The sequence below is a fragment of the Streptomyces sp. NPDC056883 genome, from assembly GCF_042788835.1.
In the GTDB taxonomy this organism is placed as follows: Bacteria; Actinomycetota; Actinomycetes; order Streptomycetales; family Streptomycetaceae; genus Streptomyces; species Streptomyces stoeckheimensis.
Map to the genome: position 1 here is coordinate 162,121 of NZ_JBHUBS010000011.1, position 18,579 is coordinate 180,699.

The window sequence follows — 18,579 nt, forward strand, 5'->3', positions numbered from 1 at the left end:
GGAGGACACGCATGGCAGAGCCCGAGCGGACCGAGCGGAGGCTGCGGCCCGCGCAGTTGCTCTTCGAGCCGTCGGAGACCGTCACGGACCCGGAGCACTTCTTCGACCTCGAATCGATAGACGACCCGCGGGAACTGCTGGTCCGGGCAACGGAGCTGACCCTCGCCTTCCGCGCCGCGCAGGAGCGGGCGGTGGAGTTCCAGGCGGTGGCGGCGGCGCAGCTCGCGGACCCCCGGCGGTTCGACCGGCTGTCGGCGGCGGCGATCGCGGAGCAGGCGGAGTGGACCGAGGACTACGCCCGCAAGATGATCGAGTTCGGCGAGTCCCTGCTGCGCGGCACCGCCCCCGAGGGCGCCTGAGGGCGCACCCGGCCGGGACCACTGGCATATGCGGGGCGCAACATACCCCAGTCCCACCCGGCCTGTCCCGGTTTCCCGTAACTCCCGGAGATCGGTCCGCTACCGCGGGTAGACCTGGACGCATGACGACGCTGACCAGCTGCCCCGCGCTCGACCCGCGGCCGACGACCGCCTCCGCGACCCACGTCACCCCGGCCGGCGCCGCCTGGCTGGCCTCGGCCTCCGCCCAGCCCGGTGGCACTCTGGCCGCCTGGCAGGCCCGGCCCACCGCACCCGCCGTGCTGCCCTGCGGGACCGCCTTCGACGTCGTCAACGTCCCCCTCGTCCTCGGCCGCCGGATGCTCGACCTGCTCTGGGCCGAGGGCCCCGGCTCCGGCCCGGCCGCCGTGCACCGCGGGCGGACCCTGCTCTTCGCCGCCCCCGGCACGGCCCACCGGCTGCCGGCCCTGCTGGCCTGGGAGGAATGGAGCACCCCCGTCCCCACACCGCTCTGCCACGGCCCCGGCGACGCCGTCACCGTGCCCGCGCTGGCCGCGGACGGCGGGCCCTCGCGCTGGCTCGTGGCGCCCGATACGCGGCTGCCCTGGCTGCCCGGACCCGAGGCGCTGCTGTGGGCGTTCGTCCGCGCCACCCGAGCTGCGGATATCGATTTTTCCGATCGCCGCTCGGGGTGCTAATGTCTCTCTCGTCACCAAGCGCCGCTAGCTCAGTTGGTTAGAGCAGCTGACTCTTAATCAGCGGGTCCGGGGTTCGAGTCCCTGGCGGCGCACAGACGGAGAAAGGCCCTCACTCACGTGGGGGCCTTTTTCGTCGTGTCCTAGGCAGAATGGTCCAGACCTTCTAGGGTGAGCGTTCGTCACGTCCTTCCGCACGCGGTTGCCTCGGGGTGGTTGATGGTCACGCGCAGGTCCTTACTGGTTCTCGCCGGATCGAGCGCGGGGGCGGTCGCCCTGCCCTCCGTGCCCGCGCGGGCCGCCGGGCACGGAGGGCAGGGAGGGCACGGAGGGCACGGAGGGCAGGGAGGGCACGGAGGGCAGGTCATCGACCTGCCCGCTCCCACTTCCCGGCAGCCGGTGGGCACCGTGGACCTGCACCTGGTCGACCACGACCGTGACGACCCCCTCGCGCCGGACCGCAGGCCGCGCGAACTCATGGTGCAGCTCTGGTACCCCGCGCTCACCACCACCGGCTTCCGCCGGGCCCCGTACACCACGAGCCGGGTCGCCGCCGCCCTCGAGACGGGCCTGCCGCTCAAGGCGGGCACCCTGGGCGCCGTACGTCCGCACGCCCGGACCGGTGCACCGGCCGTGCCGGGAGCGTTGCCGCTGGTGCTGCTCGGGCACGGGCGCAAGGGCGGCCGCAGCAATTGCACCGCCCTGGCCGAGGAGCTCGCCTCGTACGGGTACCTGGTCGCGGGCATCGACCACACCTACGACGCTGCGGTGGTGGAGTTCCCGGACGGCCGCGCCGTCCACAGCGTGCTGCCCGAGGAGTCCGACGACTGGGACCGCCAGGAACGCCTCGAAATAGCCGCGCGCGTCGGTGACCTGCGGTTCGTCGCCACGACCCTGGCCCGTCGGCGGCGCTCGCCCTGCGCGGACCCCCGCCGGATCGGCGTCGTCGGACATTCCATGGGCGGGGCCGCCGCCGCCGAGCTCCTGCGGGTGGACGACCGCTTCGCCGTCGGGGTCGGCCTCGACGGCGCCCTGTTCGGCTCCTCGGTGGCCGACCTCGGGCTGGACCGCCCCTACCTGCTGCTCACCGCGCTGGAGGACCACGACACCTGGCGGCGGTGGCGCGAGCACCAGCGCGGCTGGGGCCGCCAGCTGCGGGCGCGCGACACCGGCCACCTCACCTACACCGACCTGCCGCACTTCGCCGTCCCGGGCGGCCTGGCGGAGGCCTGGCCGCCCGACCTGTACGCCGAACTGCTCGGGACCCTGGACCCGGCCCGCTCGACCGAGCTGATCCGGACGTACACCCGCATGTGCCTCGACCGGTTCCTGAAGGGCCGGCCGTCGCCCCTGCTGAACGCCCCTTCCCCGCGCTACCCGGAGATCGACTTCCGCTGGACCCGCGGCTGACGGCGACGCCCGCACCGACTCCCGCTACCGATACTGCCGCTACCGCTACCGCTCCCGCGTGATCTTCACCGTGTACGCGCCCGACTGCGTGCGGTCCGCCACCTCCACGGTGATCCCCTCCCCCGGGACGGTGAAGGTCTCCCCCACCTCCAGGGGGGCGTCCGCCAGCGGCGGGTACACCGACCGGTCCCAGCAGGCCTCGGTGTCGGGGTGCGCGTCCACGACCTCGATCGGCCCGCCGCCCGAGGCCGCCTCGTTGCGGACCCGGTAGATGAGGACCCCTTCGGTGCAGGTGTCCCCGTCGTTGCCCGCGGAGCCCCGCGCCTCGACGGCGATCGCGCTGCCGGCTCCCGTACGGACCACCGCGAGCCGGGTGCCGCCCGTACCGCCCGGACGCGGGGCCTCGGACAGCGGCTGGAGGGTGTGCAGGGAGGAGCCGGATCCCACGCAGTCCACCTGGGAGGCGTCCAGCCAGCCGAGCTTCCACTTCTGCCAGGCGAAGAGGTCCGGGGCCATGCCGAACTGGCTTCCCATGACGTCCCAGTCCCCGACGTACGTGTCCCAGTCGCCCTTGCCGTCCGAGGGGCGGTGGTAGAGGTCCGGCAGGTCGAAGACGTGCCCGGTCTCGTGGGCCAGCACGTTGCGGTCCGGCGGGTGCTTCTCGAAGACCGTGACGATGCGGCGCAGGTCGGCGCCGTCCGCCCGGATCGGCTGCTCGAAGTTGACGACCTTGGTGGCATCGGAGTCGACGCCGGGCGCGTCCGGGTCGGCCACGAAGTAGACGACGTCGTACTGGCTGAAGTCCACCGACGGGTCGGCGCCGGCCACCGCGTCCCGCAGGTAGGCGGCCCGGTCCGCCGGGGCCCAGTCGCGCTGTATCCCGTAGGCGACCGACGGCTTCGGCATCTGGATCCACTGCTTCTGCGGGTGCGGGACCAGCCGGAAGCGGCCGTAGGAGGCCCGCTCGAAGAACTCGCTGGTCGCCGGGAAGTAGTCGGCGGTGAGCGCGTCGGTGGTCAGGGTGGTGCGGTGGTCGGGGAAGGAGAGGAACACCATGACCGCATTGAGGGTGCGCTCGGGCTTGGGGTAGGCGCCGTTCCAGCTGTCCAGGCCCAGGGAGTGGTGGGCCGCGGTACGGGTCAGCGCGCAGGGTCCGGCTCCGGGAGCGGCGACCGCGGGTCCCGCGACGAGCGACATGGCGGCGAGCGCCGTCAGGGAAGTGAGCGCCGCCGCCGTGGTTCGCATGCGGGAGCGGTCCACTCCCCCGGGTGTCTGCTGTCGCGGCACATCGACCTCCGGTGGTGGATTAGTACCTGTTCATCCACCTTGGGGCGATTGTCTTACTAATGCCCTGTTCCGCTGCCCCACACGAGTGAGCACTAGGGCAAGCCGGTGACGCCGGGTTTCGCACATGCGCCTACGGAAAGTCACGACCGGTCAGGTCGGGTCAGCGGTGGGCGCCGGATGCTCACAGCCGTGCGGAAACGATCATTCGCCATCAGGTCGACGAACCGTCATCACGCCGAACTCCCGCGCCCCACACGGCGTCGCCGCTGGATAGGGCCGTCCGTGAGCCTCTATGATCGGCACACTTTCCTGCACGGACACTCACACGCACTGCGGGAGCCAACGGTGAGCGGAACCCCAGATGGAACCGGTTCGGCGGCCGACAGCATCCGACCGGCCATGACGCAGCGTCACCCGGCGACGCCGGCGGCGACGGCAACCCCGGACCGTGCCGACCACCAGGCCGAGCACCGGACCGACCACCAGGCCGATTACCGGGCCGACTACCGGGCCGCCTTCAACGCGGCCCACCTCCCCATGGCCGTCGTCGACCGGACCGGCCACATCGCCGGAGCCAACGAGGCCCTCGCCGCGCTCCTCGGCTCCGAGCCGCACCTCCTCGCCGGGCAGTCCGCCGCCGACCTCGTCGACCTGGCCTCCGAGGCCCGGACCTGGCACGCCTACCAGGAGGTGCTGCGCGGCCGGCAGGCCCGGCTCCGCTGCACCCGCCGCCTCAAGCACCCCGACGGGCACTCCCTGTGGACCGAGATCACCCTCGGCCCCGTCGCCGGGACCGACACAGGCGACGTACTCCTGTCCGTCGCCGACATCAGCGACCGGCGCGACCTCCAGGCCCGGCTGCGCCACCTCCAGATGCACGACCCGGTGACCCGGCTGCCCAACCGGGCGCTGTTCTTCGAGCGGCTCTCCGCCGCCCTGGAAGCGTCCTCGTACGGGCAGAGCGGGACGGGCCGGATCGGCCTGTGCTACCTGGACCTCGACGGGTTCAAGGCCGTCAACGACACCCTCGGCCACCGGGTCGGCGACCGGCTGCTCACCGCCGTCGCCCAGCGGCTCACCCAGTGCGCCGACCAGTCCGGCTACGGGCGCACCGGCGGCCACCTGGTGGCCCGGCTCGGCGGCGACGAGTTCGCGCTGCTGGTCGAGGACTCCACCGGCACCGAGCAGCTCGCGGACCTGGCGCGGAGCGTGCTGGCCGCCGTACAGGAGCCCTTCGACCTGGCCGGTCAGCGGCTGTCGGTCTCCGCGTCGATCGGGGTGGTGGAGCGGGCGGCCGCCGGGACCTCGGCGACCGGCCTGATGCAGGCCGCGGACACGACCCTCTACTGGGCCAAGGCGGACGGCAAGGCCCGCTGGACCCTCTTCGACCCGGAGCGCAACGCGCACCGGATGACCCGCCAGGCGCTCTCCTCGACGCTCCGACCGGCCGTGGAACGCGGCGAGTTCATCGTGGAGTACCAGCCGCTGGTGGACCTGGAGAGCGGGGCGGTGCGCGGGGTGGAGGCCCTGGTGCGCTGGAACCACCCGCAGTTCGGCACGCTGACGCCGAATCGGTTCATCGGAATTGCCGAAGAGGACGGCTCCATCGTCCAGTTGGGCCGCTGGGTGCTGCAGACCGCCTGCCGGCAGGCCCGGCGCTGGCAGATCGAGCAGCCCAGCGACGCACCCGTCTTCGTCTCCGTCAACGTGGCCGTGCGCCAGGTCTGGGACTCCGACCTGGTCGGCGACGTGGCCGAGATCCTGGCGGAGACCGGCCTCGCACCCCAGCTGCTCCAGCTCGAACTGACGGAGTCGGCCGTCATGGGCTCGGCGGGCCGCCCGCTCCAGGCCCTCCAGGCCCTGAGCGACATGGGGGTGCGGATCGCCATCGACGACTTCGGCACCGGCTACTCGAACCTGGCCTACCTCAGCCGCCTGCCCGTCTCCGTCCTCAAGCTGGACGGCTCCTTCGTCCGCGGCTTCCGCTACGAGGAGGGCTCCCACCCGAACCCGGCCGACGAGACCATCGTCGAGGCCCTGGTGCAGCTCGCGCACCGGCTGGGCCTGACGGTGACCGCAGAATGCGTGGAGACCGCCAGCCAGGCGGCCCGCCTGCGGCGCGTCGGCTGCGACACCGGCCAGGGCTGGCTGTACTCCCGGGCGGTGGCCCCGGAGGAGATCGCCGCCATCGTCAGCCGCCAAGCGGCCGCCGCGCAGGCGACGGGAGCGGGTACGGACCCCGCGCAGCCGGAGGGGCCCGCCCCGCACCCCGAGGTCTGAGCTTGATCCTTAACAACTCTTCCGAGTGATTGCCCGACTACTGAACGTTACCTAGCCTGTTGCCGCAGGGAACTTGGACCGATCAGACATTGGGGTGCGGCATGGCTGTGCGAAGCGTTCGAGGATTTCGTAGGTTGTTCACGGCAACGGCGGGGGCGGCACTGCTGGCCGGCTCGCTCAGCACATCCCCCGCTACCGCTGCCGCGGCTGCGGGGGCGGAGGAATTCAAGGCGTTCAGCCTCTGGTTCGACGTCGCCGAACTCTCCAACACCAACTCGTGCATCCCGGCCTGGGTGACGGCCCGGTACAGGGACGCGTCCGGCAGCGACACCTGGACCAGGCTGGTGCGCACCAACACCAACGGCTGCGACTCCGACCCTGAACACCTGCAGAAGTTCGGCGACTTCCAGAACACCCACAGCCGGGTCAACCTGCTGGCCGGCCCCAAGCCGGCGAACCACATCGTCTGGAAGGACCTCACCAGCCTGACCCTGACGGTGACCACGCCGAACACCCCTCCGGGCCGCCAGAAGAACGTGAAGATCACCCGGGAAGAACTCTGGGCCCAGGACACCAACAACAACTGGCACAAGCTCTTCGACAAGCCCTACACGTACGTGTTCGCCGACGGCTACAACGACTTCGAGATGTTCGTCGACCACTAGCACGTCGAGCCTCGCGGCTCAGAGGCTCCGGACGAAGGCTCCGAACGCCTCGGGCGCGATGGTGAAGGCCGGACCGTCGGGTCGCTTGGAGTCACGGACGGCGACCCGACAGGGCTGAGGGGCGACCTCAACGCAGTCGCCGCCGCTGGAGTAGTGCGGGGTCCTGCGCTCAAGAGATCCGCTCACACAGCAGCCCCCGCCCCTCGGGAGGAGGGGGCGGGGGCTACCGGCGCTCGGCGCGGGGTGGGGGGATCAGCAGGCGCCGAGGTCCTTCCAGACACCCCATTCACCGGTGGTGCCGGGCACCTCGTTCTGCGTCCACCACTGGGCCTTGTACTTGCGGCCGTTGTACGACACCTCGGTGCCACCGGTGTAGATGTTGCCCGCGACGTAGGCCGGAGCGGTGCAGCCCGTGGGCGGCGTCGTCGGCGGCGTGGTCGGAGGGGTGGTCGGAGGCGTCGTGGGCGGGGTGGTCGGAGGCGTGGTCGGCGGGGTGGTCGGCGGCTGGGTGGTGCCACCGAGGGAGTCCGAGATCTGGTTCAGCAGCGTGGCGTTGTTGTCCAGGCCGAGCAGGGAGTACATCATCGCGCCGGCCAGGCCGCGCTGCTTGCCGTAGTCGACACGGGCCTGGATGGACTTCTGGTTGAGGCCGGTGAAGAACTCGCCGTCCTTGAAGAAGTACGAGGCCTTGGCCTGGTCGTCCCAGAAGGTGGTCGCCGGGTTGTCGACGATGCCGCCGAGCTCCTTGTAGAGCGCGATGCCGGCCTGCTGGCTGGTCGGACGGGCGGCGGAGGCCAGGGTGGCGGGCTGGGCGAGGCCGTTGGTGGTGCCGGGCTGCACGCCCTTCCAGCCGCGGTAGTAGAACTCGTAGCCCAGGACCAGCTTGTTCGCGGGGAAGCCGCCGGTGATCCCGTAGGACGCGTTGCCGTCGATCCAGGAGTCGATGGCGTTCTTGATGCTGTACTTCTCGGTGCCCGGGGCGATCACGTCGGTCGGGTCGGACGACGAGGGCAGCAGCGGGGACTGGTGGTACGTCGGACCGTCCGAGTCCCAGGCGCCGTGCATGTCGTACGTCATGATGTTCGCGTAGTCGAGGTACGCGCCGATCTTGTCCGTCTCGATGTACTTGATCTTGTCCTGGCCGGCCGGGAGGGCGGAGGTCAGCAGGTACTTCTTGCCGCCGTTTGCCGTGCCGTAGGCGTCGAGCTGCTGGCGGAACTCCTTGAGCAGGAGCGTGAAGTTCTGCTTGTCCTCGGGGGCGTAGTGGTTGCCGAGGTGGCCGCCCGACGAGCCCGGGTACTCCCAGTCGATGTCGATGCCGTCGAAGATGCCGGCCGCGCTGCCCGCGCCGCCGTAGCCGCCCTCGACGGGCAGGTTGCCCTTGATGTACTGGTCGATGCAGGAGGAGACGAGCTTCTTGCGGGAAGCGTCGGTCTTGGCCGCGTCGCTGAAATACTTCGAGTAGGTCCAGCCGCCGAGCGAGATGTTGATCTTCAGGTTCGGGTACTTCGCCTTGAGCTGCTTGAACTGGTTGAACACGCCGACGATCGGCTGGTCCCACTTGTCGGCGACGCCGCTGACGCTGTCGGCCGCGCTGAAGGACTTCTGGTAGTCGGCGTACGAGTCGCCCGCACCGTCACCGGCGTTGGGGTTGTTGTCGTCGCCCGCCGCCTTGTTCGCCTCGAAACAGGTGAGGTTGGTGGGGTGGATGTTGCCGAACGAGTAGTTGATGACGTCCAACTTGCTCGCTATGCCACGGGTGTCGAGGTGCTTGGGATAGAAGGCGTTCCCGTACACGGACCACTGGTCGTAGTAGGCGATCTTGACGTTGCCGGCCGAAGCGGTGGTCCCGGCCTCGGCGGCCGAGGCGGTGGTGAGTCCCGCGAAGGCGGCCAGCGTCCCGCCGGCCAGCGCGGCCGTGGCGGCGGCCGCGATGAGGGATTTACGGATGTGCATGAACTGCCTCCGGGGAAGTGGGAGGGGAAGGCAAGACTTCAGGTGGGGATAGTGATAGCGATCACTCCGGTCCCGAGTCAATGGTTTGGACCAAAGAAGGACTAGACCACTCGCAGCCCAGAACCCCACGTCAGCGACGTGGACCCCCACCAAAAATCCCCCGCCACCCGTCGTGACGAGCGATTTAAGGCTGCCTTCATTCACGCTCCGGCAAGGTTTCGGCAACAAACCAGCCAAACTCCGGATGTAGGCCCGTGCGATGCCCTGCGGGCTCGCTGTACACCCGTGAACCCTTCCGGGCGGGTGCGCGGCGGCGGCAGAATCGCGGGATGATCAACAGGCGAACCACCCATCGCATCGTGGACGGCGTCCACATACCCGGCACTTGGCGGCCCGCCTTCATCCGCAACGGCCGCTACTTCCTGACCGACCTCTTCATCTACGCCGACGGGCTCGTCGACTGCTGGGGCCTGGTCACCCTCGAGGAGTTCGAGGAGAAGGTACGGTCCGGCTGGGTGGCCACCACCCTCCCGGAGGGTGCCCCGGCGGCCATCCACGGCCTGGCACGCTGGACGTTCGGTGAGCCCCGGAACCAGCTCACCCCCGACCTGCTGATCGCCGAAGTCCGCGACACCGTCGACCGGCTGAACGAGCGGCCCGACTCGGCGGGTCGCTGCATGGCCGCCGTCAGGGCCTTCCTCGCCGACCGGACGGAGGAGAACCGGGCCGCGGCCCGGGCCGCGTTCCTGGCCGTCCCGGTCTCGCGGCGCCGTGCAATGGGTGACATGGACGGCAAGGACTGGAACCTGCGGGTCCTGGTGGCCGGCCCCGGGGGCCGGACGTACCTGGCGGCGGACCCGCCGGTCACGCAGGAAGCGTACGAAAGGGCCGTCGCGCACTTCGAGCAGCAGGCCGACCGGCTGGCGGAGTTGCGGGTGCGCGCTTCAGCAGACGGACCCCTGACTGCGTACGCTCCGGCGGTCCACCTTCATCCCTGGATACCGAACGATCCGGTGGCCGAACCCGGTCGGCGTGGACTGCACAACACCTACCCCGCCCCCATCACTGTGGACCAGGCCGACTACCCGTCGGTCTCCCACGCCTACTGGGCCCTGTCGGCCGCTCAGCCGGAGGTCCGCGCTGCGATCGCGGCCGCGGCCACCCCTGCCGCGGCACGAGATCTCGCCGTCGCGACACCGCGCCGCGAGGGCTGGGAGCACGCCCGGACCGCCGTCATGGCCGGCCTGCTGCGCGCCAAGTACGACCAGCATCCCGAGCTGGCCGAGATCCTGCTGGCGACGGGCGACGCCACCCTGGTCTACGAGGACATCAGCTCGGCCTTCTGGGGAGAGGGCGCCGGCCGGGGCCGCAACTGGACCGGCCGGCTCCTCGAGCTCGTCCGGTCCGAGCTGCACATGCGGCGGGCCGGGATCCCCGGCCCGTGACGGGTCAGGCGTCGAGGTGCGGCATGCCGTACGCGTCCGCGACGAGGGCGTACGAGCGCAGGCGGGCCTCCCCCGCGTGGGCGTTGGCCGTCAGCATCAGTTCCTCCGCGCCGGTCCGCTTCGCCAGGTCGTCCAGGCCCGCGGTGACCTCGTCGGGGGTGCCGTGGACCACGCTCGCGAGCCGGTCGTCCACGAACTCCCGCTCCAGCGGCGTGTACGGGTACGCGGCCGCCTCCTCGGGCGTCGGGACCAGCCCGGGGCGCCCGCTGCGCAGCCGGAGCATCGACAGCGCGCCGGTCAGCACCTGCGCGCGGGCCTCCGCGGCGGTGTCGGCGGCGAGGGCCGCGACGCCGATGACGGCGTACGGGGCGTCCAGGACGGCCGAGGGGCGGAACGACTGCCGGTAGAGGTCGAGGGCGGGCAGGGTCCCGGCCGGGGAGAAGTGGTGCGCGTAGGCGAAGGGCAGCCCGAGTCCGCCGGCGAGGCGGGCGCTGAAGCCGGAGGAGCCCAGCAGCCAGATCGGCGGCCGCCCGGCGGGGCCCTGGACGGGGCCCGGCACCGCGTGCACGCGGGCGTACGGGTGGCCGTCGGGGAAGTCGTCGTCGAGGAAGCGGATCAGCTCCGCGAGCTGCCGGGGGAACTCGTCCACGGCCTCGTCCCGTCGCCCGGGCCCGCGCAGCGCGGCGGCCGTCTGCCCGTCGGTGCCGGGGGCCCGGCCGAGGCCGAGGTCGATCCGGCCCGGGGCCAGGGCTTCCAGGGTGCCGAACTGCTCGGCGATGGCGAGGGGTGCGTGGTTGGGCAGCATCACCCCGCCCGAGCCGAGCCGTATCCGGGAGGTGTGGGCGGCGAGGTGGGCCAGGATCACGGCCGGGGAGGAGCTGGCGACCCCGGGCATGGAGTGGTGTTCGGCGACCCAGTGGCGGTGGTAGCCGCGGGACTCGGCGAGCCGGGCGATGTCGACGCTGGTGCGCAGGGAGGCGTGGGCGGTGCTGCCCGCGCCGACGGTGACGAGGTCGAGCACGGAGAGCGGTACGGGCGCCCGGCCGAGGGTCGTCCCGTGGATCTCGTGGGCTCCGGCACCCGGTCCGTCTCCCGAACCTGTGCCCGGACGGACGTCTCCCCGTCGTCCAGCGTCTCCCGCGTCTCCGGTGTCACTCATCGTCTCTCCCGCTCCGCTCGCCCGTCCGTCCTCGTCCCTACGAAGAACCCGAACCGCAGGGCGGGTCCGGGCATTCCCGGCACTCTCGGACACCACTCATGACCTTGGCATATGCCTCCGGAGTAGATCCAGGCAGACCGGTGTGATTGAGCCATCAATCTCATCAACAGGCGCTCCACACGGCCCTCTTGATGGCTATCGTGTGAGAGCAAGCGGTAACAACCTGCTAGGGGGAAACCGTGGCGCTGAAGCCCGAGCCGACCGCGCCGTTCCACTCGGTGCAGTACGCCCTGCGCGTACTCGAAACGGTCGCCCGCCATACCGGCGGCGTGACCGACATACAGATCGCGCGTGAGACCGGCCTGCCCGCGGTCCACCTCGCCCCCATGCTCCTCATGCTGCGCCGGGAGGGGTACGTACTGCAGGTGTCCGACGGCGCCTACGCCATAGGGGACTCGCTCGTCCTCCTCGGCTCCGGCGTCGACCGCCAGCAGGCGCTGCAGGACAAGCTCCAGGACACTCTGGACCGGCTGCGGGACTCCGTCGGTGCCGCGGTCTACATCAGCCGGTACGTGGACGGCGAGGTGCGGATCACGCAGTTCGCGGACAGTCCGCGCACCCCCAAGGTCCACGAGTGGGTCGACTTCCGCTCGGCGGCGCACGCCAGTGCGGTCGGCAAGTGCCTGCTGACCCAGCTCGACCTGGATGGCCGGCGCGACCACCTGTCCCGGCACAAGATCGCCCGGCTGACGTCGAAGACCATCGTGAACGAGCGGGTCCTCTTCTCGAAGCTGGACAGCCAGCCGGCCACGGTGCCCACGCTCGACCTGCAGGAGTACGCCGTCGGCACCGTCTGCGCTGCCGTCCCGATCACCGCGGGAGCCTCGGTGGGCTGCCTGGCGCTGTCGCTGCCCGTGGAACACGCCCACCGGCTGCGGGCCGCGGCCGACGTGCTGAACCGCAAGGCCGCGCCGCTGCTGCTGTCGCTCACCCTCTGACGGGTGGCGGGGGCCCTGCGCAGGGCCCCGGCGGCCCGCGGACCGGCCCGGAAAACACTTCGGGCGGTTCCCGGTGAAACCGGAAACCGCCCGAAGGACAGGTGCGCCGCCAGGGACTCGAACCCCGGACCCGCTGATTAAGAGTCAGCTGCTCTAACCAACTGAGCTAGCGGCGCCTGCTGACAGAGAAAATACTACCTGCTCCTCCGGAGTGCTCAAAACCGCTTCCGGATCCGGGCGGAACCGGCCTTCAGCGGCCCAGCAGATCGGCCCGCCCCTGGGCTTCATAGGCGGCAAGGAGCCCGGTCAGGTCCGCCGCCTCCAGCCTCCGGTACGCGTCCTCGCCGCGCGGCCGCCACCAGACCGGGTCGGTGGTCCGGAAGGCCTCGCTGCGCAGGGAGACCCGGTGGACCTTGTTGGTCGCCGTGGTCGGCATGGCGCGGACGACGCGTACGTAGCGCGGGGCCATCTTCGTGCCGAGGTCGGGCTGGGCGGCGAGGAAGGACGCGAACCCCTGCGGGGAGAAGACGGCCCCCTCGCGCAGGGCCACGGCGGCCATGACCTGGTCGCCCGCCACCTCGTCCGGTACGGCGTACACGGCGACCGCGGCCGCTCGCGTCCAGCGGGCCAGGATGTTCTCGATCACGGCTGCGGCCAGGTTCTCGCTGTCGACGCGCAGCCGGTCGTCGGTGCGGCCGGCGAAGTAGAGGAAGCCTTCGGGGTCGCGGAAGAAGAGGTCCCCGGTCCAGTACCAGCCGTCGCGGGTGCGGGCGGCCTCCGCGTCGGGGTTGCGCCAGTAGCCCTCGAAGAGGCTGCGGCCCTTGTTGACCAGCTCGCCGATGGCCTCGGAGCCGTTGAGGAGGCGGCCCTGCGGGTCGAGCTCGGCCGGCGGGCACTCGCGGCCCGTCTCCGGGTCGATGACGGCCAGGTCGTCGCCAGCGCCGGCCCGGCCCAGGGCGCCGGGCGGGGTGTCGGGGGTGCGCTGGACGGAGGCGCCGCCCTCGGTGGCCCCGTAGCCCTCGACGAGGCGGACCCCGAAGCGCTCGGCGAAGCGCGCCGCGTCGACGGCGCCCGCCTCGGTGCCGAAGCCGAGGCGCAGGGTGTGCGCGCGGTCGTCGGGGCGGGGCGGGGTGGCGAGGAGGTACTGGACGGCCCGGCCTACGTAGGTGAAGTACGTCGCCTCGTAGGCCCGTACGTCGTCCAGGAACGCGGAGGCCGAGAAGCGGCGGCGCAGGGCCACGGCGGCCCCGCCCGCGAGGGCGGGGAGCCAGTCGGCGATGACGGCGTTGCCGTGGAAGAGGGGCATGCAGATGTAGTGGACGTCGTCCGGGGTGACCGAAAAGTGACGTGCGAGCGAGGCGCCGGCGCCGGCCAGGCGGCCCTGGGTGCAGATGGCGGCCTTGGGGGCTCCGGTGGAGCCGGAGGTGAAGTAGAGGAGCAGCCGGGAGGACGGGGTCGGGCCGGGGCCGAGCGTCGCGTCGCCGGGCTTCGCGCCCGCGTAGGGGGCGAGCAGGGCCTCGTACTCGTCGGTGTCCGTGACGAGCAGGCGTACGCCTGGCAGGTCGAGGCCGCGCAGGAGCGGCAGGTGGGTCCGCTCGGTCACCAGGATCCGGCAGTCGGTGTGCAGGATGTCGCGGGCCAGCTCGGGTCCGCGCCGGGTGGGGTTGATCCCGGCGACGGCGGCCCCGGCGAGGGCCGCCGCGCCGAGCCAGAACGGGAACTCGGGAGTGTTGTCGAGCAGCACCCCGATGTGCGGCTCCGCCCCCGGCGGCAGCAGGTCGACGAGGAGCGCGGCGCGCGCCGCGGCCTCCCGGGCGGTCCGGTGGTGGCTGAGGACGCCTTCGGCGTACTTCAGACCGGGCCGGTGGTCGCCCCATTGGCTCGCGATGAGCTCCGCGACGGTTTCGGGTGTCGTCGTCCGCATGCCGCCGGAGGATAGCTGACGTTCCGTCAGAAATGAACGTCGGGCGGGGAGCCGGTGGTCAGAACTGGACGTCGGAGCAGGAGTAGAAGGCCATCGGGGTGTCGTTGACGGTCCACACGGCGAGGATCAGGTGCCGACCGGTCTTGCCGCTCGGCATGGTGCCCTGGTGGACGGTGGTCATGGCGGGGCGGGCGCCGTTGTAGGCGACCGTGAGGAAGGGCTGCGGGTCGAGGGCGGCGCGGGTGAGCGGCTTGGTGGGGTCCCAGCCGTTCTTGGTGACGTAGTACCGGAAGTCGGTGGTGGAGTGGTTCGCGGTGAACTGCCAGCGGAAGCTGTAGCTCTGCCCGCTGGTCACCGGGGTGGCCGGCCAGGCGCCGCCGCGCGGGTCGTCGAGCTGGGCGAACTCCGAGTGGTTGCCCGCACATATGCGGCCGTCGGCGGGACCGGCCGCGGGGAAGCCCTTGAGGCCTTCGACGCTCTGGGGCTCCCACTGAATGGGGCCACAGTCGGACACGGTCTTGTTGGCACAGAGCTTCTGGCGGCTGATCGGGGTGTCGGTGTACCCGTGGCTGCTGGCCGTGGGGGCCGTGACGAGCGCGAGGGCGGCGACGACTCCGAGGCCGACGGTGGTGGCGGTGGCCGTGGCGGCGGCCCGCTTGGTTCTGGGCATGCGGAAGGAACGCATGATGCTGGTGCTCCTTGAACGTGGGGGGATGTCCGGAGAGAGCGTGCGCACGCGTGGGGATGGGCCGTACCGGTTTCGGCGGCACGGCCCGTTCACGAGCTCTGGCTTTAGGTCTAGACCAAGTCCCACAGTATTGACGGGAGTTGGCCATGTCCAGACCAACGGAAAAACGGGTGGTCCGGACCAACCGGATTCCACCCGTTCTCCGTTCGGCCCGCGTCGGCGACGCGTCGGCCCGTGAGGGGTTACTCGGAGCGGCCCGTGTAGAAGGCGACCGTCAGGTCCTTCACGAGGGCCTTGCGCTCGTAGTCGTCGAGCTCCACGATCCCGCGCGAGGTGAGCCGGTGGACGGTGTCGTCCACCGCGTCGACCACCGAGGTCAGGACGGTGTCCCGGTGCTTGGCGTCGATCGCCGCGACCCGGCGCCGGCGCATGGCGTCCGCGACTTCGGGGGCGTACTCGATCCGGGTGGGCTGCGCCGAGAACACCTCCACGCCGACCGCCTCGGTCTCGGAGGCCAGCATCCGGGTCAGCGCGTCGCCGACGGCTTCGGCGTCGCGCAGGGTCGGGGCGTCCTCGTGGAAGGCGTCCGCGGGGAGCTGGGACAGGACCCGGGCCATGGCCGATTCGACCTGCTCGGCGAGGTAGTCGACGTGGTCCTCCACGGCCAGGGTCGCCCGGGCCGTGTCCTTGACCTGCCAGACCACCTGGACGACGACCTGGAGGGCGAGGCCGCCGGAGTCCACGGCGGGCATCGGGTCGCTGCGCCAGTGGCGCAGCCGGACGTCGACCCGGCGGCGCAGCAGCAGGGGGCTGATCCAGGTCAGGCCGGTACGGCGGACGGTGCCGCGGTAGCGGCCGAACAGGGTCAGCACCCAGGCGTGGCCGGCGCGGCCCCGGCCCAGACCGCCGAGGGCGAGAAGGGCGACGACCCCGAGGAAGGCGAGCGGGGGCCAGAAGCGCGCCTGCAGCCCCCGGTAGGGGCGGGGCTCCGCACCGAACGCCAGCGCGAGGGAGTCCGGGACGGCCCCGGCCCGCCAGAGCACTACGGCGCAGCCGGCGAGTGCGATGCCGCCCACGGCGACCGCGATCCAGCCGGGCAGCACCGGGCCGCGGTGCTCGTGGAGCCGGTCGTCGCCACGGGGCACGCGACGTCCGGGGGCGGACCGGGTGGGGGCGGCGGCCCTGGCCTTCGGCTCGCCCGCCTTCGGCTTCGGCTCCGGCCCCCGCTTCGGCTGCGGGTGGGCTGCGCCGCGGAACGGCAGGTGCACCGGCACCTCGGTCACCGCGACCCCGCGTGCCGCGGTGACCCGGGGCAGGTCCTGCGTATCGTCCTCGGCGATCCGCGCCACGGCTCGCGCGACGACCTCGGTGATGTCGGCGCCGTCGGCGATCTCCGCGCCGTCCGCGGCGTCGGGCCCGTGCCCGGGCCCGGGGACGATGCCGTGGGCGGTCTCCGCGTCCTGCGGGTCGAACGCGATCCCGCTGTCCGCGGTCGCGGCGGAGGCGGCCACGCCGGTGGCGGGCCCGCCGGTGGCAACCTCGCCGTCCGCAGCCACGCCCGTGGCGGCCACGCCTGTGGCGGCCACGAATCCGACGGCCTCGCCGTCCGCGGCCCCGCCCGTGGCGGCCCCGCCGGAGGCGGGCCCGGAGCCGACGGCCTCGCCGTCCGCAGCCTCGCCCCTGGCGGCCACGCCAGTGGCGGCCACGAATCCGACGGCCTCGCCGTCCGCAGCCCCGCCCCTGGCGGCCACGCCGGTGGCGGACCGCCCGTCCGCGGCCTCCCGGCCGGGTCGGCCGTTCCCTGCAGGGCTGCCGCCCACGAGGTCGGCGTCCCCGGCAGTGCCCGGAGCGGGCACCGACCAGGTCAGCTCCCGCCTTCCCGCCGGGTCCGCCGGACCGGCGTCCCCCGGCTCGGGCAGGTCCCGTACGGGGTACGGATCCGCGTACTCGGCCTCCGGGGCGGGGCCCGGTACCGCGTGCTGCGGGGCGCGGCCCTGCTCGGCGGACGAGCCGCCCTGTCCCGGCAGGTCCCACGCCGCGGGCGGACCCGCGTGCCGCGGGCCGTGCTCCGCCCTGGCGGTGGCCGCGGCGAGGGACACGCCCGGGGGCCAGGCCTCGTCCTGCGGGTGCGGACGGGCGGCTTCGGCGTCGGGGTTCCGCAGCCGGAGGGTGGCCGCACCGGCGTGGGCGGCCTCGTCCTGGGGATGCGGGATGTCCACCCCCGGCTCGGCCTGGGCCCGCGCCGCGGGTACGTCGCTGCGCGCGGCCTCCCCGACCCGTCCGACGGGCCCGTGCGGCGCACCGCTCGAAGCCTGCGCCGCCGTGCCCACGGCGACGAGTCCGTCGGCTTCCCGGCCGCCCTCGGCCGGGCCGCCCACCGGCCCGGTGCGCTCCGGCGCCAGCGCCCAACCGGTCGACCCGGCCCACTCGGTCACGACCGCCGACGGCCCGGAGGAGACCGCGGCAGACACCACCTCGAACGGCCCGGCCGCCGCGCCCCCAGAAACACCCGACGCGGCCGCTGCCTGCGGGGACGCAGCCCGGTCGGACCCGCCCGCCAGGCCTGCACCCCGCTCGGCACCAGCACCGACGGAGTCCCTGCCGGACCCGGCCCGTTCATGCTCGCCCGACAGGTACGAGCCCTGCTCGGCACCGGACTCGCCCTCTACCCGCCCTGCGCCAACCGCCACGGCTGCGACCGACAGGTCCGCGCGCAGCTCGGCACCAGCCTCGGCGGAGACCCACCCGGACCCGGCCGACACCGACCCGGCCCGGTCGTGCTCGCCCGACAGGCGCGAGCCCGGCCCGGCCTCGGCCTCGGCGGAGCCCCACCCGGACCCGACCGGCACCGACCCGGCCCGGTCGTGCTCGCCCGACAGGCGCGAGCCCGGCTCGGCACCGGACTCGGCCGCTGCCCATCCTGCGGCAACCGGCACGGCTGCGACCGACTGGGCTGTGCCCGGCCCGGCCTCGGCCTCGGCGGAGACCCACTCGGACCCGGCCGGCACCGACCCGGCCCCGTCATGCCCGCCCGACAGGTACGAGCCCCGCTCGGCACCGGACTCGGCCGCTGCCCGCCCTGCGGCAACCGGCACGGCTGCGACCGACAGGTCCGCGCCCCGCCCGGCCTCGGGCTCGGCCTCGACGGAGCCCCACCGGGGCCCGACCGGCCCCGACGCGGCCCGGTCGTGCTCGCCCGACAGGTGCGAACCCCGCTCGGCACCGGACTCGGCCGCTGCCCGCCCTGCGGCAACCGGCACGGCTGCGGCAGGGCGGGCTGTGCCTCGCTCGGCATCAGTGCCGGCAGGAACCCACTTGGAAGGGACCGGCTCGGACGTGGCCCGGGCGGACGTCGCCGGGTGGGAGCCCCGCTCCGTGCCGGCCCCGGCCGCTGCCCGCCCGGCGGCCACCGGTGCGGACTCCGCGGGTGCGGGGCGGTCGGCCGTAACGGCCCATCGGGGGGCGGCAGCTGCCGGTGCGGCTCCGCCCGGCGCAGATGTCGCCTGTGCGGCGGCAGCCGGGATGGTTCCGGCCGGGGCCGCAGCGCCCGTACCGGGTCCGGACGGGATGGCTCCGGCCGGGGCGGCAGCGTCCGTGGCGGCGCCAATCGGGACGGCTCCGCCCGGCGTGGCAGCGCCCGCAGTGGCGTCGGCCAAAGCAGGTCCGCCCGCACCGGCTCCGCTCGGGATGGCTTCGGCCAAGGTGGCTCCGCCCAAGGCCGCGACGCCCGGACC

The 18,579-nt window shown here is 72.8% G+C and carries 13 protein-coding genes, 2 tRNA genes and 1 pseudogene; 8 read left to right on the top strand and 8 right to left on the bottom strand.

All coding sequences use genetic code 11. The features are described 5' to 3' along the window. Window positions 1-11 precede the first annotated feature (11 nt). The 4 genes and pseudogenes from ACFRU2_RS25660 (at window position 12) to ACFRU2_RS25675 (ending at window position 2,443) form a co-directional block, all read left to right on the top strand. Window positions 12-359: a hypothetical protein gene (locus ACFRU2_RS25660; RefSeq protein ID WP_250741240.1), complete on the top strand. Its 348-nt coding sequence runs from the start codon at window positions 12-14 to the stop codon at window positions 357-359. A gap of 122 nt (window positions 360-481) precedes the next feature. After that, window positions 482-1,064 (top strand): annotated as a pseudogene (locus ACFRU2_RS25665) (bifunctional DNA primase/polymerase). Beyond that, window positions 1,055-1,128, top strand: a tRNA-Lys gene (locus ACFRU2_RS25670). Before ACFRU2_RS25665 ends, ACFRU2_RS25670 begins: the two are co-directional and overlap by 10 nt. 313 nt (window positions 1,129-1,441) lie before the next feature. Next, entirely contained in the window at window positions 1,442-2,443 is a 1,002-nt protein-coding gene (locus ACFRU2_RS25675) for an alpha/beta hydrolase family protein (protein ID WP_382976092.1), read from the top strand. A 45-nt stretch (window positions 2,444-2,488) separates the two neighbouring features. Here the strand turns inward: ACFRU2_RS25675 and ACFRU2_RS25680 are convergent, their stop codons facing one another. After that, window positions 2,489-3,688 carry a M6 family metalloprotease domain-containing protein gene (locus tag ACFRU2_RS25680; protein ID WP_382976094.1) on the bottom strand — a complete coding sequence of 400 codons (1,200 nt, stop codon included), beginning with the start codon at window positions 3,686-3,688 and terminating at the stop codon, window positions 2,489-2,491. A 441-nt stretch (window positions 3,689-4,129) separates the two neighbouring features. On the opposite strand from ACFRU2_RS25680, the gene ACFRU2_RS25685 reads away from it, so the two are divergent. Then, window positions 4,130-6,010, top strand: a complete 1,881-nt coding sequence (locus ACFRU2_RS25685) for a putative bifunctional diguanylate cyclase/phosphodiesterase (protein ID WP_382976096.1) — start codon at window positions 4,130-4,132, stop codon at window positions 6,008-6,010. A gap of 134 nt (window positions 6,011-6,144) precedes the next feature. Then, entirely contained in the window at window positions 6,145-6,675 is a 531-nt protein-coding gene (locus ACFRU2_RS25690; protein ID WP_382976099.1) for a hypothetical protein, read from the top strand. Between the two features lie 18 nt (window positions 6,676-6,693). On the opposite strand, the gene ACFRU2_RS25695 is transcribed toward ACFRU2_RS25690, so the two are convergent. Further along, the gene (locus ACFRU2_RS25695; protein WP_382976102.1) at window positions 6,694-6,861 is read right to left on the bottom strand and encodes a DUF397 domain-containing protein; all 168 of its coding nucleotides are present in this window, start codon (window positions 6,859-6,861) and stop codon (window positions 6,694-6,696) included. Between the two features lie 66 nt (window positions 6,862-6,927). Beyond that, window positions 6,928-8,631, bottom strand: a complete 1,704-nt coding sequence (locus ACFRU2_RS25700) for a glycosyl hydrolase family 18 protein (RefSeq protein ID WP_382976104.1) — start codon at window positions 8,629-8,631, stop codon at window positions 6,928-6,930. Between the two features lie 329 nt (window positions 8,632-8,960). On the opposite strand from ACFRU2_RS25700, the gene ACFRU2_RS25705 reads away from it, so the two are divergent. Next, window positions 8,961-10,076 (top strand): NADAR family protein, encoded by a 1,116-nt coding sequence (locus ACFRU2_RS25705; protein WP_382976107.1) that lies wholly within the window; start codon window positions 8,961-8,963, stop codon window positions 10,074-10,076. A gap of 4 nt (window positions 10,077-10,080) precedes the next feature. On the opposite strand, the gene ACFRU2_RS25710 is transcribed toward ACFRU2_RS25705, so the two are convergent. Beyond that, entirely contained in the window at window positions 10,081-11,235 is a 1,155-nt protein-coding gene (locus ACFRU2_RS25710; RefSeq protein ID WP_382976109.1) for an LLM class flavin-dependent oxidoreductase, read from the bottom strand. Between the two features lie 239 nt (window positions 11,236-11,474). On the opposite strand from ACFRU2_RS25710, the gene ACFRU2_RS25715 reads away from it, so the two are divergent. Continuing rightward, window positions 11,475-12,233 carry an IclR family transcriptional regulator gene (locus ACFRU2_RS25715; RefSeq protein WP_382976112.1) on the top strand — a complete coding sequence of 253 codons (759 nt, stop codon included), beginning with the start codon at window positions 11,475-11,477 and terminating at the stop codon, window positions 12,231-12,233. A gap of 102 nt (window positions 12,234-12,335) precedes the next feature. Here ACFRU2_RS25715 and ACFRU2_RS25720 read toward each other — a convergent pair. The 4 genes from ACFRU2_RS25720 to ACFRU2_RS25735 form a co-directional block, all read right to left on the bottom strand. Continuing rightward, window positions 12,336-12,409, bottom strand: a tRNA-Lys gene (locus tag ACFRU2_RS25720). Between the two features lie 74 nt (window positions 12,410-12,483). Next, window positions 12,484-14,157, bottom strand: coding sequence for an AMP-binding protein (locus ACFRU2_RS25725; RefSeq protein ID WP_382976115.1), 1,674 nt, complete (start codon window positions 14,155-14,157; stop codon window positions 12,484-12,486). Window positions 14,158-14,215: 58 nt separating this feature from the next. After that, window positions 14,216-14,842 (bottom strand): lytic polysaccharide monooxygenase, encoded by a 627-nt coding sequence (locus ACFRU2_RS25730; RefSeq protein WP_382976118.1) that lies wholly within the window; start codon window positions 14,840-14,842, stop codon window positions 14,216-14,218. Window positions 14,843-15,087: 245 nt separating this feature from the next. Then, the gene (locus ACFRU2_RS25735; protein ID WP_382976121.1) at window positions 15,088-18,105 is read right to left on the bottom strand and encodes an SPFH domain-containing protein; all 3,018 of its coding nucleotides are present in this window, start codon (window positions 18,103-18,105) and stop codon (window positions 15,088-15,090) included. Between the last annotated feature and the right edge of the window lie 474 nt (window positions 18,106-18,579).

Bases quoted from the DNA above. Each gene is read 5' to 3' on its own strand.
- ACFRU2_RS25660 (WP_250741240.1), top strand. From the start codon at position 12: ATGGCAGAGCCCGAGCGGACCGAGCGGAGGCTGCGGCCCGCGCAGTTG.
- ACFRU2_RS25680 (WP_382976094.1), bottom strand. From the start codon at position 3,688: ATGCGAACCACGGCGGCGGCGCTCACTTCCCTGACGGCGCTCGCCGCC.
- ACFRU2_RS25685 (WP_382976096.1), top strand. From the start codon at position 4,130: ATGACGCAGCGTCACCCGGCGACGCCGGCGGCGACGGCAACCCCGGAC.
- ACFRU2_RS25700 (WP_382976104.1), bottom strand. From the start codon at position 8,631: ATGCACATCCGTAAATCCCTCATCGCGGCCGCCGCCACGGCCGCGCTG.
- ACFRU2_RS25705 (WP_382976107.1), top strand. From the start codon at position 8,961: ATGATCAACAGGCGAACCACCCATCGCATCGTGGACGGCGTCCACATA.
- ACFRU2_RS25710 (WP_382976109.1), bottom strand. From the start codon at position 11,235: ATGAGTGACACCGGAGACGCGGGAGACGCTGGACGACGGGGAGACGTC.
- ACFRU2_RS25725 (WP_382976115.1), bottom strand. From the start codon at position 14,157: ATGCGGACGACGACACCCGAAACCGTCGCGGAGCTCATCGCGAGCCAA.
- ACFRU2_RS25730 (WP_382976118.1), bottom strand. From the start codon at position 14,842: ATGCGTTCCTTCCGCATGCCCAGAACCAAGCGGGCCGCCGCCACGGCC.